The sequence below is a fragment of the Microbacterium saccharophilum genome (genome assembly GCF_007992455.1).
GTDB lineage: Bacteria > Actinomycetota > Actinomycetes > Actinomycetales > Microbacteriaceae > Microbacterium > Microbacterium saccharophilum.
On sequence record NZ_BKAH01000008.1, the window covers coordinates 108967 to 124460 of the forward strand.

General features: G+C 71.5%; 15 protein-coding genes. 13 read left to right on the forward strand and 2 right to left on the reverse strand.

Features of this window, described 5'->3' with window-relative positions:
- Positions 1–60 precede the first annotated feature (60 nt).
- Positions 61–1182 carry a COX15/CtaA family protein gene (locus MSA03_RS09805; RefSeq protein WP_147050801.1) on the reverse strand — a complete coding sequence of 374 codons (1122 nt, stop codon included), beginning with the start codon at positions 1180–1182 and terminating at the stop codon, positions 61–63.
- A gap of 242 nt (positions 1183–1424) precedes the next feature.
- On the opposite strand from MSA03_RS09805, the gene sufB reads away from it, so the two are divergent.
- The 12 genes from sufB to MSA03_RS09865 are packed head-to-tail and all read left to right on the forward strand — an operon-like array spanning position 1425 to position 12952.
- Positions 1425–2843, forward strand: coding sequence for a Fe-S cluster assembly protein SufB (gene sufB, locus MSA03_RS09810; RefSeq protein WP_028495824.1), 1419 nt, complete (start codon positions 1425–1427; stop codon positions 2841–2843).
- Positions 2843–4027 carry a Fe-S cluster assembly protein SufD gene (gene sufD, locus MSA03_RS09815; protein ID WP_028495823.1) on the forward strand — a complete coding sequence of 395 codons (1185 nt, stop codon included), beginning with the start codon at positions 2843–2845 and terminating at the stop codon, positions 4025–4027. The genes sufB and sufD overlap by 1 nt, the downstream gene beginning before the upstream one ends.
- Positions 4024–4353, forward strand: coding sequence for a non-heme iron oxygenase ferredoxin subunit (locus tag MSA03_RS09820; protein ID WP_028495822.1), 330 nt, complete (start codon positions 4024–4026; stop codon positions 4351–4353). The genes sufD and MSA03_RS09820 overlap by 4 nt, the downstream gene beginning before the upstream one ends.
- A 15-nt stretch (positions 4354–4368) precedes the next feature.
- Positions 4369–5148 carry a Fe-S cluster assembly ATPase SufC gene (gene sufC / locus MSA03_RS09825; RefSeq protein WP_028495821.1) on the forward strand — a complete coding sequence of 260 codons (780 nt, stop codon included), beginning with the start codon at positions 4369–4371 and terminating at the stop codon, positions 5146–5148.
- Positions 5149–5157: 9 nt separating this feature from the next.
- Positions 5158–5487 (forward strand): metal-sulfur cluster assembly factor, encoded by a 330-nt coding sequence (locus MSA03_RS09830; RefSeq protein WP_028495820.1) that lies wholly within the window; start codon positions 5158–5160, stop codon positions 5485–5487.
- A 21-nt stretch (positions 5488–5508) separates the two neighbouring features.
- Complete coding sequence (locus MSA03_RS09835) at positions 5509–6669, forward strand: MalY/PatB family protein (protein ID WP_147050803.1); 1161 nt, start codon at positions 5509–5511, stop codon at positions 6667–6669.
- Positions 6666–8063, forward strand: a complete 1398-nt coding sequence (locus MSA03_RS09840; RefSeq protein ID WP_244946390.1) for an MFS transporter — start codon at positions 6666–6668, stop codon at positions 8061–8063. Before MSA03_RS09835 ends, MSA03_RS09840 begins: the two co-directional genes overlap by 4 nt.
- Before the next feature lie 45 nt (positions 8064–8108).
- Entirely contained in the window at positions 8109–9053 is a 945-nt protein-coding gene (locus MSA03_RS09845) for a siderophore-interacting protein (RefSeq protein ID WP_244946391.1), read from the forward strand.
- Positions 9050–10060: a FecCD family ABC transporter permease gene (locus MSA03_RS09850; protein WP_147050805.1), complete on the forward strand. Its 1011-nt coding sequence runs from the start codon at positions 9050–9052 to the stop codon at positions 10058–10060. Before MSA03_RS09845 ends, MSA03_RS09850 begins: the two co-directional genes overlap by 4 nt.
- The gene (locus tag MSA03_RS09855) at positions 10057–11076 is read left to right on the forward strand and encodes a FecCD family ABC transporter permease (RefSeq protein WP_244946392.1); all 1020 of its coding nucleotides are present in this window, start codon (positions 10057–10059) and stop codon (positions 11074–11076) included. The genes MSA03_RS09850 and MSA03_RS09855 overlap by 4 nt, the downstream gene beginning before the upstream one ends.
- Positions 11073–11897, forward strand: a complete 825-nt coding sequence (locus MSA03_RS09860) for an ABC transporter ATP-binding protein (RefSeq protein WP_036272305.1) — start codon at positions 11073–11075, stop codon at positions 11895–11897. Before MSA03_RS09855 ends, MSA03_RS09860 begins: the two co-directional genes overlap by 4 nt.
- A gap of 23 nt (positions 11898–11920) precedes the next feature.
- On the forward strand, positions 11921–12952 hold the full coding sequence (locus tag MSA03_RS09865; protein ID WP_147050807.1) for an ABC transporter substrate-binding protein: 1032 nt from the start codon (positions 11921–11923) through the stop codon (positions 12950–12952).
- Between the two features lie 84 nt (positions 12953–13036).
- Here the strand turns inward: MSA03_RS09865 and MSA03_RS09870 are convergent, their stop codons facing one another.
- Positions 13037–13672: a biotin transporter BioY gene (locus tag MSA03_RS09870; protein ID WP_028495813.1), complete on the reverse strand. Its 636-nt coding sequence runs from the start codon at positions 13670–13672 to the stop codon at positions 13037–13039.
- A gap of 144 nt (positions 13673–13816) precedes the next feature.
- On the opposite strand from MSA03_RS09870, the gene MSA03_RS09875 reads away from it, so the two are divergent.
- Positions 13817–15415, forward strand: a complete 1599-nt coding sequence (locus MSA03_RS09875; RefSeq protein WP_147050809.1) for an ABC-F family ATP-binding cassette domain-containing protein — start codon at positions 13817–13819, stop codon at positions 15413–15415.
- Positions 15416–15494 lie beyond the last annotated feature (79 nt).

Genomic DNA, 15494 nt, shown 5'->3' on the forward strand with positions numbered 1-15494 from the left:
GCCGGCGGAACGGCATCCGGATACTCTTGCGGTCCCGTCCGTGCGGGGCCGATGCGTCGCCTATGAAACGACTGTGGACGCGTCGTCGGTCGACGGCGCGGAGAGGACGCCGATCGGCGCCTTCAGATTCAGGATGACGACGGTCATCGCCGCCGCCGACAGGGAGGCGAGCACCATGTGGATGCCGACGAGGAGCTCGGGCAGCCCCTCCCGGGCCTGCCACACGCCGACGACGATCTGCACGGCGACGGCGGCGACGAGGACGAGCAGCCAGCGCCGCACGGGCAGGCGTCGCGCCCACGCGAGGACGGTCAGAACGGCCACGAGCGCCGCCAGGATGTAGCCCGGCCAGGCGTGCACGTGCGCGAGGAACGTCGCGTCGAAGCCGTTGCGGATGACATCCTCGTCACCCGAATGCGGCCCGTTGCTCGTGGTCAGCACGCCGAAGAGGATCGTCGCGGCGAGGGCGAGCGTCGTGACGTGGGCGAGCATCGCGAACCAGGACGGCACGGCCCGCTCGCGGGGCCCGGGGACGGCGGCGAGACGCACCAGATACGCGGCGGTCACACAGACGAGCAGCAGCGACGCGGTGTAGTGGAAGCCCACGACGAACGCGTTGAGGTCGCTGACGACGGCGAGGCCGCCGACGACGGCCTGGGCCATGACGCCCGCCAGGACGATCCACGCCAGCACGATGAGGTCGCGGCGGCGCTCCGTTCGCCGCACCGAGTCGACCATGGCGGCGAGGACTGCGAGCAGCAGCGCGCTCGAGAACCCGAACGCCCCGAGGCCCACCGGGTTCGCCACGACGTAGGCGCCGACGCCCAGCACGATGCCGCCCGCGGCGAACCACAGCGCGCGGGTCACGAGGCGCCGCCCCGCGAAGGCCGCGATCGTGAGCAGCAGCACGGCCAGGGCGATGATCCCCACGACGCCGGTCATCAGACGGTTGCCGAACTCGATGAGCCCGTGGATGCCCTGGGCCTGCAGCGGGACGAGCGAGTCCGGCGTGCAGAGCGGCCATTCCGTGCAGCCCAGCCCCGACCCGGTCAGGCGCACGGCGCCGCCGGTGCCGATGATGACGACCTCGGCGACGAAGGACGCCCACGCCAGGATCCGCAGCGGTCGGCCGACCCGATCCGGGCGGTGGGCCGAGCGGGGTGCGGTCTGCGCGAGGGTCATGCGCGGGTCCTCCTGTGTGTCGCCCCTGCGTCCACGGAGCGGCCACGCCGCGGGCAGACGTTGCCTGTAGACTTGAGGGGTTGTGACGACGGCGCGCGCGGCGTGCCGGGTCCACCCCAAGTCTAGGCGCGTCGTCAGCGCCACGAGAGCGGCCCTGCAAGCGGCATCCCACCCGCGGAACTCCACGAGGGACAGGGAATGCCGGGACGGTTGACACCGTTGCGGCCTAGAGGAGGTAAACGATGTCGGATGTGCTCATCGACCGTCCGGAGCTCGCAGGCCTGGGGGTGTACGAATTCGGCTGGCACGATGCCGACGCCGCCGGGTCCAGCGCCCGCCGCGGTCTCAGCGAGGGTGTCGTGCGCGACATCTCGGCCCTGAAGTCCGAGCCGGAGTGGATGCTGAAGACCCGTCTGAAGGGCCTGCAGCTGTTCGGCCGCAAGCCGATGCCGACGTGGGGCGCCGATCTCTCCGAGATCGACTTCGACAACATCAAGTACTTCGTGCGCTCCACGGAGAAGCAGGCGCAGTCCTGGGAGGACCTCCCGGACGACATCAAGAACACGTACGAGAAGCTCGGCATCCCCGAGGCGGAGCGTTCGCGCCTCGTCTCCGGTGTCGCGGCCCAGTACGAGTCCGAGGTCGTCTACCACCAGATCCAGAAGGAGCTGGAGGACCAGGGCGTCATCTTCATGGACACCGACACGGCCCTGCGCGAGCACCCCGAGTTCTTCGAGGAGTACTTCGGCAGCGTCATCCCCGCCGGCGACAACAAGTTCGCGGCGCTGAACACCGCCGTGTGGTCGGGCGGGTCGTTCGTCTACGTGCCGCCGGGCGTGCACGTCGAGATCCCGCTGCAGGCCTACTTCCGCATCAACACGGAGAACATGGGCCAGTTCGAGCGGACGCTCATCATCGCCGACGAGGGTTCCTACGTGCACTACATCGAAGGGTGCACGGCCCCGATCTACAAGTCCGACTCGCTGCACTCCGCCGTCGTCGAGATCATCGTGAAGAAGAACGCCCGCGTGCGCTACACGACGATTCAGAACTGGTCGAACAACGTCTACAACCTCGTCACCAAGCGCGCCGTCGCCCACGAGGGCGCGACGATGGAGTGGGTCGACGGCAACATCGGCTCGAAGGTCACGATGAAGTACCCGTCGATCTTCCTGATGGGGGAGCACGCCAAGGGCGAGACCCTCTCGGTCGCCTTCGCCGGTCCCGGGCAGCACCAGGACGCCGGCGCGAAGATGATCCACATGGCGCCGTACACGCAGTCCTCCATCGTCTCCAAGTCGATCGCCCGCGGCGGCGGCCGCGCCGGCTACCGCGGCGAGGTCCGCGTCGACGCCAACGCGCACCACTCCGCCAACACCGTCCGCTGCGACGCGCTGCTGGTCGACTCGATCTCGCGCTCCGACACGTACCCGTCGATCGACATCCGCGTCGACGACGTGCAGCTCGGCCACGAGGCCACCGTCTCGAAGGTCAGCGAAGAGCAGCTGTTCTACCTCATGAGCCGGGGGATGCCGGAGGCCGAGGCCATGGCCATGATCGTGCGCGGGTTCATCGAGCCCATCGCGCGCGAACTGCCGATGGAGTACGCCCTCGAACTCAACAAGCTCATCGAGATGGGCATGGAAGGATCCGTCGGCTGATGACGACAGCGACCCCGGCCCCCGCGCGCGTCGCGGAGGGCCACATCGACCCTGCGGCGGCATTCGTCCCCGTCCAGACCCGCTCGGAGCGTCCCTGGTCGTTCGAGCCCGCCGATTTCGGCGCGCCGACCGGCCGTGAGGTGAACTGGAAGCACACGCCCGTCGCGCGTCTGCAGCAGCTCTTCGTCGACGAGGCGGGACCGCACGACGTCATCGGCGTCGACGTCACCGCCCCCGCGGTCGTCGAGCAGCGCCGTCTGCGCGTGGGCGAGGCGCCGCGCGGCGAGGTCTTCCGCCCCGAGGACCTGCCGAGCGCGATCGCCTGGGCGCAGGAGGAGTCCGCGCCCCTCATCAGCATCCCGGCGGGGGTCGAGCTCGACGAGCCCGTCATCATCCGCCTCACCGGCACCGGCGGCCTCGCGCACGCGCACGTCGTGATCGAGGCGCAGGCGAACGCCCGCGGCGTCGTCGTGATCCGGCACGAAGGCACCGCCGTGCACGCCCAGAACGTCGAGATCATCGCCCGCGAGGGCTCGGCGCTCACCGTCATCTCCCTGCAGCGCTGGGACGACGACGCCGTGCACGCCGGCGCGCACCAGGCCCGCGTCGACCGCGACGCGACCCTGACCCACGCCGTCGTGAGCCTCGGCGGCGGCGTCGTGCGGATCAACCCCTCCGTGGAGCTCGCCGGCGACGGCGCGCACGGCAAGCTGTACGGCCTGTCGTTCGCCGATGCCGACCAGCACCTGGAGAGCCAGGTCTACCTCCACCACAAGGGCCGCCACACCGTCGGCGACGTCCTGTACAAGGGCGCCCTGCAGGGCGCCGGCGCGCGCAGCGTCTGGATCGGCGATGTGCTCATCGGCCCCGACGCCACGGGCACCGACTCCTATGAGGCGAACCGCAACCTCGTCCTCACCGACGGCGCACGCGCGGACTCCATCCCGAACCTCGAGATCCAGACCGGCGACATCGTCGGTGCGGGGCACGCGAGCGCGACCGGCCGGTTCGACGACGAGCAGCTCTTCTATCTGCAGGCGCGCGGCATCTCCGAGGACGAGGCCCGCCGTCTCGTCGTGCTCGGGTTCCTGACCGAGATCGTCCAGAAGCTCGGCATCCCTGCGCTGGAGGACGAGCTGACCGCTGCCATCGAGGCGGAACTCGCCCAGGAGGTTGACGCATGACCGCGCAGAAGGTGCTCACCATGGGCGACCTGCAGCAGGACACGCCTGTGCGGGTCGAGGTCGACGGCGTGCCCATCGCCGTCGTGCTCGATTCCAACGGCGACGTGCACGCGATCGGCGACACGTGCACGCACGGCGACATCTCGCTCTCCGACGGGTTCGTCGAGGGCGACACGCTGGAGTGCTGGGCGCACGGCTCCGCGTTCTCGCTGCGAACCGGACGCCCCCTCAACCTCCCGGCGTACGAGCCGGTCCCCGTCTACGAGGTCACGATCGACGGCGATGACGTGCTCATCGACCCCGCCGTGACCAAAGTTGTGAACTGAAGAAGGAAGTCAGCAATGTCTGTTCTCGAGATCCGCGACCTGCATGTGACGGTCGAGACGGATGCCGGTGAGACGCCGATCCTCAACGGCGTGACCCTCACGGTGCGCACCGGTGAGACCCACGCCATCATGGGCCCCAACGGCTCCGGCAAGTCGACGCTGGCGTACACGATCGCCGGTCACCCGAAGTACACCGTGACCTCCGGCACCATCACCCTCGACGGTGAGGACGTGCTGGCGATGACGGTCGACGAGCGCGCCCGCGCGGGGCTCTTCCTCGCGATGCAGTACCCCGTCGAGATCCCCGGTGTCACGGTCACCAACTTCCTCCGTACCGCCAAGACTGCGATCGACGGCGAGGCCCCGGCCATCCGCACGTGGACGAAGGACGTCAAGGGTGCGATGAAGAATCTGCGGATGGACCCGAAGTTCGCGCAGCGCAACGTCAACGAGGGCTTCTCCGGCGGGGAGAAGAAGCGCCACGAGATCCTCCAGCTCGAGCTCCTCAAGCCCGCGCTCGCGATCCTCGACGAGACCGACTCCGGGCTCGACGTGGACGCGCTGAAGATCGTCTCCGAGGGCGTGAACCGCGCCAAGGAGAGCACCGACCTCGGCGTCCTGCTCATCACGCACTACACCCGCATCCTCCGCTACATCACCCCCGACTACGTGCACGTCATGGTGAACGGCCGGATCGCGGAGGAGGGCGGCCCGGAGCTGGCCGACCGGCTCGAGGACGAGGGCTACGACCGGTACCTCCCCGTCGCCGAGCCCGCCGTCGAGGTCGAGAGCTAGGATCCCCTCATGACCGCGACCCTCACCCCCGAGAAGTACGACGAGGTCACCGAAGCGCTCAAGGACGTCATGGACCCCGAGCTCGGGATCAACGTCGTCGACCTGGGCCTCATCTACGACCTCTCCTGGGATGAGGAGAACGACGCCCTCGTCATCCACATGACGCTCACCTCCGCCGGCTGCCCGCTGACCGATGTGCTCGAGGAGCAGACGGCGCAGGCACTGGACGAGGTCGTCGCGCAGTTCCGCATCAACTGGGTGTGGATGCCGCCGTGGGGCCCGGAACGGATCACCGACGACGGCCGCGACATGATGCGCGCCCTCGGCTTCGCCATCTGACGGCGCCGGTAGGCTCGGGGCGTGAGTGTCAGCCCCCTCGAAGCCCTGCCCCTGGACGAGCTGCGTCAGCGGTCGAGCACGAAGTGGCGGTCCTACCCGGGAGACGTCATCCCGATGTTCGTCGCGGAGACCGATTTCGCTCTCGCGCCGGCCATCGCGCGGACCCTCACGGAGGCCGTGACCCGCGGCGACACCGGCTACACGCCGCCGGACCCCGGTCTGCGAGGCGCGTTCACGGCGTTCGCGGCCCGGCGCTACGGCTGGGAGATCGAGCCGACCCGGATCCGCTCGACCGGCGACGTCATGATGGGCGTCGTCGAGCTGCTCCGTGCCACCATCCGGCCCGGCGACCGGGTCGTCATCGCGCCGCCGGTCTACCCGCCCTTCTCGATGTGCATCCCGGAGGCGGGGGGCGTCGTCGAAGAAGTGCCGCTGCGGGACACCGGCGATGCCTGGGCGCTCGACCTGCGGGGGATCGAGGCGGCCCTCGCCGGCGGCGCGCGCGCGGTCCTGCTGTGCAACCCGCACAACCCGACCGGCACCGTCCACTCCCGCGAGACCCTCGCCGCGCTCGCGGACCTCGCGAAGAGGTTCGGCGCCGTCGTCATCAGCGACGAGATCCACGCACCGCTCGTGTATCCCGGCGGCACCTTCACGCCCTTCCTCGCGGCGTCGGCGACCGCCGCGGAGGTCGGATACGCCGTCACGAGCGCCTCGAAGGCGTACAACCTCGCCGGCCTGAAGTGCGCGCTCATGATCAGCGCCTCCGAGAGGACGGCGGCCGTCGTCAACGGGCTCTGGCCGGAGGTCGAGTGGCGCACCGGGCTCTTCGGCGCCCTCGCCGGGGTCGCGGCCTTCTCGCCCGAGTCGGATGCCTGGCTCGATGCGCAGATGGCCGCCCTGGACGTCAACCGCCGTCTCCTGGCCGACCTCCTCGCCGAGCATCTCCCGCGCGCCCGCTACCGGACACCGGATGCCGGGTACCTGGCCTGGATCGACGTCTCCGCGTACGGCTGGGGCGACGATCCGGCCCGCCGTATCCTCCGTGACGCGAAGGTCGCGCTGCACCACGGGCCGCTGTTCGGTCCGCAGGGCGTCGGGCACGTCCGGCTGAACTTCGGGTGCGCGCCCGAGGTGCTCACGGAGGCGGTGCGACGGATCGGGGCGCTGGCCCGCACGTGAGCGACGCGCGCACAGACCCCGGGACCGTCCCGGCCGGCGGCATCTGGCATCCGCGCTACGTGTGGGTGACGATCGGCGCGGTCGCGATGATCTTCCTCGCCGCTACGCAGTCCCTCGCCGTCACGACCGTCATGCCGCTCGTCAGTGCCGACCTCGACGGCGCGGCGCTGTACGCCGTCGCCTTCTCCGGCACGCTGGCGACGAGCGTCATCGGGATGGTCGCCGTCGGGGCGTGGTGCGACCGTGCCGGCCCCGTCCTCCCGCTCACCACGTCGGTCGTGCTCTTCGTCGCCGGGCTCGTCGTCGCGGGCGCCGCACCGACCATGGAGGTGCTCGTCGCGGGGCGCCTCCTGCAGGGGCTCGGCACCGGCGGGCAGACCGTCGCGCTCTACGTCGTCGTGGCGCGCGTGTATCCGGCCGCCTTGCACGGCCGCGTGTTCGCGGCCTTCTCCGCCGCCTGGGTGGTGCCCTCGATCGTGGGCCCGTTCCTGGCCGGCGCCGTCGCGGAGTACCTGCACTGGCGCTGGGTGTTCCTGGGCGTCGCGGGGCTCACCGTCGTGGCCTTCGCGCTCGTCCTGGCCCGCCTGCACGACCGCCCGCTCGGCACCGACCACCCGGCCGCCGATCCGGTGGCGGCGCGGCTCGGCTGGGCCAGCGTCGTCGCGATCGGCGCGCTCGCGCTGAGCCTCGCGGGGGAGGCCGGCGCCTTCGCCCCGGTGCTGGTCGTGGCATCCCTCGTCGTCATCGCCGTCGCCATCCGCCCGCTCGTGCCGGCGGGGACCCTGCGTCTGCGCGGCGGGCTCCCGAGCGTCGTCGCGATGCGCGCCCTCATCGCGGGGGCATTGTTCGGCGCGGAGATCTACGTCCCGTACCTGCTCATGGACGAGTACGCCTTCTCCGCGACCTGGGCCGGGCTCGCCCTCACGGTCGCCGCACTCCTGTGGGCGGCCGGCTCCGACGTGCAGGGCCGCTACGGCGACCGGATCGGCAGCACCCGGATCTCGCTCATCGGCACGGCGCAGCTGGTCGGCGCGACCGCGATCGCTGCGCTCACCGCCTGGCTGCATCTGCCGCCGGTCATCCTCATCGCCGGGTGGGCGCTCGCAGGCGGCGGGATGGGCCTCATGTATCCCCGACTCACGGTCCTGACCCTCGCGTACTCCACCCCGCAGAACCAGGGCTTCAACTCCTCCGCCCTGTCGATCTCCGACTCGGTGGGCGCATCGGCGACCATCGCGGCGATGGGCCTCACCTTCACGGCGCTCGCCGGGACGGGCGCCGGGTTCCCCGTCGTGTTCCTCATCGCGACGGCCCTCGCGCTGCTCGGGCTCGTGCCGGGGCTGCGGCTGGACCACAGTCCTCGCGCGGACGCGGGTGCCGGCCCCGCCGCCTGACGCACCGATTTGGATGCCAGGGAGAGGCAAGGCTACCCTAACCATGTGAGCATCTCCGAGGACGTCCGCACGCGCCCCGCCTACCGTCCGTACGCCGCGACGGTCGCCGAGGTGCAGCGGCTGTCGCCGCACTTCACGCGTGTCGTCTTCACGGGCGAGGAGTTCGACCTCTTCGGGACGGCTGGTCTCGACCAGCGCATCAAGCTCATCCTCCCGCTTCCGGACGGCACCCTCAGCGACATCGGCCAGCACGACGCCGACGTCATCGATGCGGGGGAGTGGTACAGCCTCTGGCGCGCCATGCCGCTCGCGACCCGGGGCCCGCTGCGCACCTACACCGTCCGTCGCATCGACCCCGTCGCGCGCCGGCTCACCGTCGACTTCGTCGTCCACCACGACGCGGGACCGGCCGGGAGCTGGGCGGAGCAGGCCGCCCCCGGGCAGGGGATCGTCATCGTCGGACCCGATCAGCGGAGCGAGAACCGCCGGCAGGGTCTGGACTGGCACCCCGGGACCGCGCGCCGCGTCGTGCTCGCCGGGGACGAGACCGCCGCGCCGGCGATCTGCGCGATCCTCGAGGCGCTCGACGCCTCCTACGAGGTCGACGCCTTCATCGAGGTTCCCACCGTCGCCGATCACCTTGACCTCGCGGTGCCCGACACGTTCCGCGTGTCATGGCTGCCGCGCGCGGATCGCCCGCACGGCGCCGCCCTGACCGAGGCGCTGACCGCGTGGAGCGCGACGGCGGGCGACGTCCTCGCCCGCGCCGCCGCGCCGCGCCGCCAGGAGCTCGCCGACATCGACGTCGACCACGACCTGCTGTGGGACAGCCCGGAGGATTCCGAGGGCGAGTTCTACGCGTGGATCGCCGGCGAGGCGGCCACCGTCAAGGGCCTGCGCCGACACCTCGTGCAGGGGTGCGGCGTGGACCGCAAGCGCGTCGCCTTCATGGGGTACTGGAGACTCGGCCGGTCCGAGCGGCAGGAATGAGCACGGCGCGCGATCGGCGCGGACGGCTGCTGCTCACCGGCGCGATCGCCCTGCTGGCCGTCATGATCGTCGTGAGCCTCATGATCGGGGCGCGCTCGGTCGCCCCCGGCATCGTGATCGACGCCCTGCTGCGCCCCGACCTGTCACTGGCCGACCACTCCGTCATCCTCACCCAGCGGGTGCCGCGGACCGTCATCGGCGTGCTCGCCGGCGCCGCGCTGGCTCTCGCCGGCACCCTCATGCAGGGCCTCACCCGCAATCCGCTCGCCGACCCGGGTCTCCTGGGGGTCAACGCCGGTGCCTCCGTCGCCGTCCTCGTCGCCATCACCCTGTTCGGCATCACGGCGCCGGCCGGGTTCGTCTGGTTCGCGTTCGGGGGCGCGGCGCTCGCCGCCGTCGCCGTCGCGCTCATCGGCACGCGGGGTCCGGACGGAGCGAACCCCGCGAAACTCGCGCTCACGGGGGCTGCCGTCACGGCCGGGCTCACCGCCGTCACGACGCTCATCCTCACGACCTCCATCACCGCGTTCGACGTGTTCCGCTACTGGCAGGTCGGCGGTCTCACGGCCCGGGGCCTGGACACCGTGGCCGTCGTCGTCCTCCCGATCCTCGTCGGCGCCGTCATCGCCTTCACCTCCGCGCGCGGGCTCGACCTCCTCGCCCTCGGCGAGGACACCGCCACCGGACTGGGGCACAGCGTCACGCGGACGCGCGTCCTCGGCATCATCGCGGCTGTGCTGCTGTGCGGCGCCGCGACGTCGATCGCCGGCCCGATCGTCTTCCTCGGGCTCCTCGTGCCGCACGCCCTCCGCGCCCTCATCGGCGGCGAGTACCGGTGGCTCCTCGCCATCGGGGCGCCGGCCGGGGCGATCGTGCTGCTCGCCGCGGACGTGCTGGGCCGCGTCATCGCGCCGCCGGGCGAGATCCAGGCCGGTCTCGTCGTGGCCTTCGTGGGCGCCCCCGTGCTCGTCTCCCTCGTGCTCCGCCGTGGGCGGGTGAGCCTGTGACCTCGTCCGTGCAGGAGATCCGCGCACGCGTCTGCCGCCGTCGCGGCGCGGTGCTCGCCGGCGTGCTGGCCGCCGTGCTCGTCGTGACGATCGTGTCTCTCTCGCTCGGCGACTACGCGATCGGGCCGGCGGAGCTGTGGCGGACGCTGCTCGGCGGCGGCGATCGCGTGCAGTCCTACGTCGTCTTCCAGGTGCGCGCGCCGCGCCTCGTCATGGCGCTCCTCGTCGGCGCCGCCCTCGGCGCCGCGGGCGCGCTCCTGCAGTCGCTGCTGCGGAACCCGCTGGCCAGCCCCGACCTGCTCGGCATCAGCGCCGGATCCGGTGCGGCCGCCGTCTTCGGGATCCTCATCCTCGGTCTCACCGGGCCGCTCCTGGCCATCGCCGCGTTCGCCGGCGGCCTCGTCGTCGCGGCGTTCCTGCTCCTGGCCGGCAGCCGCCGCGCCGACGGCGGGTTCCGCCTCATCCTCGCCGGCGTGGGGGTCGCCTTCCTCTGCGTCGCCGTCACGAACTACCTGATGGTGCGCGCGAAGGTCGAGCTCGCCCAGGCGGCGCTCATCTGGCTCACCGGCAGCCTCGCCTCCACCCCCTGGTGGAATGTCGCGATCGTGGCCGGGGCCGTCCTCCTCGCCGTCCCCGCGGTCGTGGCGTGCGCCCGCTGGCTCCCGCTCACCCAGATGGGCGCGGCGACGGCGGCCTCCCTCGGTGTGCCGCCGTCCACCGTGCGGATCGTCGCGGTCCTCGCCGCCGTCCTCCTCACCTCGGTCACCTGCGCGTTCGTCGGGCCGATCGCCTTCATCGCGCTGTGCGCGCCCGCCATCGCGCGTCCCCTCCTCGGACACGGCGCCGTCGGGATCGGCACGAGCGCCGCCGTCGGCGCGTTCCTCCTGACCTCCGCCGATCTCGTCGCACAGTTCGCCCTGCCCGGCTACTCCCTCCCCGTGGGCGTCGTGACGGGCGCCATCGGCGCCGTCTTCCTCCTCTGGCTGCTCGCGACGTCGAAAGGACGACAGCTGTGACTCCCGACTCCGCCCCGCCGCGCCTGAGCGTGCGAGGACTCGCCGCGGGCTACCCCGGTCGCCGAGTGATCGAGGACCTCGACCTCGACATCGCGCCGGGCCGCATCACGATGATCATCGGCGCCAACGCGTGCGGGAAGTCGACGCTGCTGAACGTCCTCGCGCGCGTCAACGCACCGCTCGCGGGCGGCGTCGAACTCGACGGCACCGACGTCGCGAGCCTGTCGCGCCGGCGCTTCGCGCAGACCGTGGGGCTGCTTCCGCAGCATCCGACCGCGCCCGACGGCCTGACCGTCGCGGAGCTCGTCTCCCGTGGCCGGCACCCGCACCGCGGCGTCTTCCAGCGCTGGAGCGCAGCGGACACCGCCCGGGTGGACGACGCCATGGCGAAGACGGGCGTCGCACCCCTCGCCGACCGCGCGGTCGGCGACCTCTCCGGAGGTCAGCGCCAGCGCGTCTGGATCGCGATGGCCCTCGCGCAGGAGCCGCGCATCCTTCTGCTGGACGAGCCGACGACCTTCCTCGACCTCAGCCACCAGATCGAGGTCCTCGACCTCCTGCGGAGCCTCAACCGCAGCGACGGCACCACGATCGTCGTCGTCCTGCACGAGCTGAACCTCGCGGCGCGCTACGCCGACGAGCTCGTCGTCATGCAGGCAGGGCGGATCGTGGCGCACGGGGCCCCCGCCGACGTCCTGACCTCCGAGGTCGTCGCCCGCGCCTTCGACCTCGACGCCCTCGTCATCCCCGACCCGCTCACCTCCACCCCCCTCGTCATCCCCGTCCCCGGCGGCGCCCATGCCGCCGCGGACGAGGCCTGACGCGATTCGAAAGGAACGCACCCATGTCCGCACGCACCTCACGCCTCGGAGCGCTCGTCGCGCTCACCGTGGCCGGCGGCCTCGTCCTGTCCGGCTGCGCCGGGCAGACCGACCCGGCGTCCACGTCGGACGCCGCGACCGGCACCGCCGACGGGTTCCCGGTCACGTTCGAGCACATCTACGGCACCACCACGATCGAGTCCGCCCCCGAACGCGTCGCGACGTGGGGGTGGGGCGTGACGGACGCCGTACTGGCGCTGGGCATCGTCCCGGTGGCCGTGTCCTCCATGGACTACGGCGGGGGCGAGAACCGCATCACGCCGTGGGTCGAGGATGCCATCGCCGACCTCGGCGGGGAGGAGCCCGTCATCCTCGACAGCGCGACCTACGAGCTGTCGATCGAAGAGCTGCTGGCGACCGACCCCGACGTCCTCATCGCGTCCTACTCGGGTCTGACGCAGGAGGAGTACGACGCCGTCACGAACGCCGGTGTCCCGGTCGTGGCCCCCGAGGAGGCGCTCTGGTCCACTCCGTGGCGCGACGTGATCACCGACACCGGCAAGGCGCTCGGGATGGATGCCGAGGCGGAGGAGCTGCTCGCCGGCCTCGACCAGCAGGTGGCCGACGCCGCCGCCGCGCACCCGGAGTTCGCCGGCACGACCATCGCCTACGCGGCGGATGACGTGGACACGTTCTACCTCTACCTGCCGGCCGACCCGCGCGTGGAGATCCTGGAGGACCTCGGCTTCGTGACCGCCCCGTCGGTCACCGCCCTCGATGACGGCGCCGCCACGTTCTACACGACCGTCAGTGGCGAGAAGCTCGACCAGATCGACGCCGACGTCGTCTTCACGCAGGTCGAGAGCGAGGACGCGCTGAACACGTTCCTGACGTCTGCTCGCACGCAGCTGATCCCCGCCGTCGCGAAGGGCGCCGTCGGCGCCATCGTCGGCGAGGAGAACGTCTCCGCCATCTCGCCCACCGCGCTGACCGTGCCGTGGATCCTGCCCGAGATCGTCGAGCAGCTCGCCGCCGCGACGGCCGCTAAGGGCTGAGGGCGGTCCCGGTGACACAGGAGAGCCCCGGCCGGAACGGCCGGGGCTCTCCCATTCCCGGATGCCTCCGCGGGAGGCATCCGCTCACTTCTTGGCGGCGTCGACCTTCCGCACGAGCGCCCAGGCGCCGGGGATGAGCAGCGCCGCGAGCGCCGCCTTCACGATTCCGCCGACGAGGAACGGGAACAGACCCGCATCCAGGATCCCGATGAAGGAGTAGTCCAGGCCCAGCACGACGTTGAGGATGAGCGCCATGTAGGGGATGCCGAAGAGGAACGGCACCGCGCTCGCGGCGGCGAACCCGAGGAAGGCGAGTGCGGGACGGCGGTCCCACGCGCGCTCGGCGAACCAGCCGGCCACGAAGGCCGACACGATGAACCCGATCACGAACCCGAAGCTCGGCTTCGCGACGGCGGCGAGCGACCCGGTGAAGTCCGCGAAGACGGGGAGGCCGGCGAGCCCGGCGAGCAGGTAGGTGATCAGGGCGGCGGCGCCGCGGCGTGCGCCGAGGGCGGCGCCCACGACCACGACGCCGAGCGTCTGGCCCGTGATCGGCACGGGCCACAGGGGGATGGAGACCTGGGCGAGCAGCGCCACGACGGCGGCGCCGGCGGTGACGAGGGCGGCGTCCAGGGCGAACGCGCGTGCCCGCGAGGACGGACGTGCGACGACGTCGGCGAGGACGCGGCGGGACGGGGGAGCGGCGGCGATGGCTGACATGGCTCTCAGCGTAGAGGCACGGGCGACTGGTCCTGGAACGCGCGCGTCATACCGTCATGCTCAGGCGACGTGCGGCATCCCGACCTATACTGGGAGGCTGGCCGTTCGGCCGCCCCCTCCACCCGCGATGAATGGACGTCCGCTGTGCTCGCCGTACACGATCTCGAGATCCGCGTAGGCGCTCGCACCCTCATGTCGGACGTGTCGTTCCGCGTCTCCGACGGCGACAGGATCGGGCTCGTCGGCCGCAACGGCGCCGGCAAGACGACGCTGACGAAGGTCCTGGCGGGCGACCTCATGCCCGCCGACGGCAAGGTGGAGCGCTCCGGCGAGCTCGGCTACCTCCCGCAGGACCCGCGCTCCGGCGACCCCGAGATGCTCGCCCGCACCCGCATCCTCGACGCCCGCGGACTCGGCACGCTCGCGCTCGGCATGAGCGAGGCGTCGCTGGAGATGGGTTCCGACGACGCCGCGGTCGCGGCCCGCGCGATGCGCCGCTACGGCAACCTCACCGAGCGCTTCGAGGCGCTCGGCGGCTATGCGGCCGAGGCCGAGGCGGCATCCATCGCGCACAACCTGTCGCTACCGGACCGCATCCTCGATCAGCCGCTGAAGACGCTCTCCGGCGGTCAGCGCCGGCGGATCGAACTCGCGCGCATCCTCTTCTCCGACGCGCAGACGATGATCCTCGACGAGCCGACGAACCACCTCGACGCGGACAGCGTCGTGTGGCTGCGCGAGTTCCTCAAGAACTACAAGGGCGGCCTCATCGTCATCAGCCACGACGTCGAACTCGTGGGCGAGACGGTGAACCGGGTGTTCTACCTGGATGCCATGCGCCAGGTCATCGACGTCTACAACATGAACTGGAAGAACTACCTGCGGCAGCGGGTGGCCGACGAAGAGCGCCGCAAGAAGGAGCGCGTCAACGTCGAGAAGAAGGCCACGGCCCTGCAGCTGCAGGCCGCGCGCTTCGGAGCGAAGGCGTCCAAGGCCGCCGCGGCGCACCAGATGGTCGCCCGCGCGGAGAAGATGCTGGCCGGGCTGGACGAGGTGCGCCAGGAGGACCGGGTCGCCAAGCTGCGGTTCCCGAAGCCCGCACCCTGCGGCAAGACCCCGCTCATGGCCTCCGGCCTGTCGAAGTCGTACGGCTCGCTCGAGATCTTCACGGATGTCGACCTCGCGATCGACCGCGGCTCCAAGGTCGTGGTCCTCGGTCTCAACGGCGCCGGCAAGACGACGCTGCTGCGCATCCTCGCCGGCGTCGACAAGCCCGACACCGGCCAGCTCGAGCCCGGGCACGGCCTGAAGATCGGCTACTACGCGCAGGAGCACGAGAACCTGGATGTGAACCGCTCGGTCCTGGAGAACATGATGTCGGCGGCGCCGGACATCACCCAGGTCGAGGCGCGGAAGGTGCTCGGCTCGTTCCTCTTCACCGGCGACGACGTGCTCAAGCCCGCCGGCGTCCTCTCCGGCGGCGAGAAGACGCGCCTCTCCCTCGCCACCCTCGTCGTCTCCAGCGCCAACATGCTCCTCCTCGACGAGCCCACCAACAACCTCGACCCCGCGTCGCGCGAGGAGATCCTCGGGGCGCTCGCGCACTACGAGGGGGCCGTCGTCCTCGTCTCGCACGACGAGGGCGCCGTGCAGGCGCTGAACCCCGAGCGGGTGCTGATCCTGCCGGACGGCGTCGAGGACATCTGGGGTCGCGACTACATCGACCTCATCACCCTGGCGTGACGCGGTCCGGCACCCTGGCGTGACGCGGTCCGGCACCCTGGCGTGACGCGGTCCGGCACCCTGGCGTGACGCGGTCCGG

Excerpts from the sequence above, each read along its gene's own strand:
- MSA03_RS09805 (WP_147050801.1), bottom strand. The coding sequence starts at position 1,182 with ATGACCCTCGCGCAGACCGCACCCCGCTCGGCCCACCGCCCGGATCGG.
- sufB (WP_028495824.1), top strand. The coding sequence starts at position 1,425 with ATGTCGGATGTGCTCATCGACCGTCCGGAGCTCGCAGGCCTGGGGGTG.
- sufD (WP_028495823.1), top strand. The coding sequence starts at position 2,843 with ATGACGACAGCGACCCCGGCCCCCGCGCGCGTCGCGGAGGGCCACATC.
- MSA03_RS09820 (WP_028495822.1), top strand. The coding sequence starts at position 4,024 with ATGACCGCGCAGAAGGTGCTCACCATGGGCGACCTGCAGCAGGACACG.
- sufC (WP_028495821.1), top strand. The coding sequence starts at position 4,369 with ATGTCTGTTCTCGAGATCCGCGACCTGCATGTGACGGTCGAGACGGAT.
- MSA03_RS09830 (WP_028495820.1), top strand. The coding sequence starts at position 5,158 with ATGACCGCGACCCTCACCCCCGAGAAGTACGACGAGGTCACCGAAGCG.
- MSA03_RS09850 (WP_147050805.1), top strand. The coding sequence starts at position 9,050 with ATGAGCACGGCGCGCGATCGGCGCGGACGGCTGCTGCTCACCGGCGCG.
- MSA03_RS09865 (WP_147050807.1), top strand. The coding sequence starts at position 11,921 with ATGTCCGCACGCACCTCACGCCTCGGAGCGCTCGTCGCGCTCACCGTG.
- MSA03_RS09870 (WP_028495813.1), bottom strand. The coding sequence starts at position 13,672 with ATGTCAGCCATCGCCGCCGCTCCCCCGTCCCGCCGCGTCCTCGCCGAC.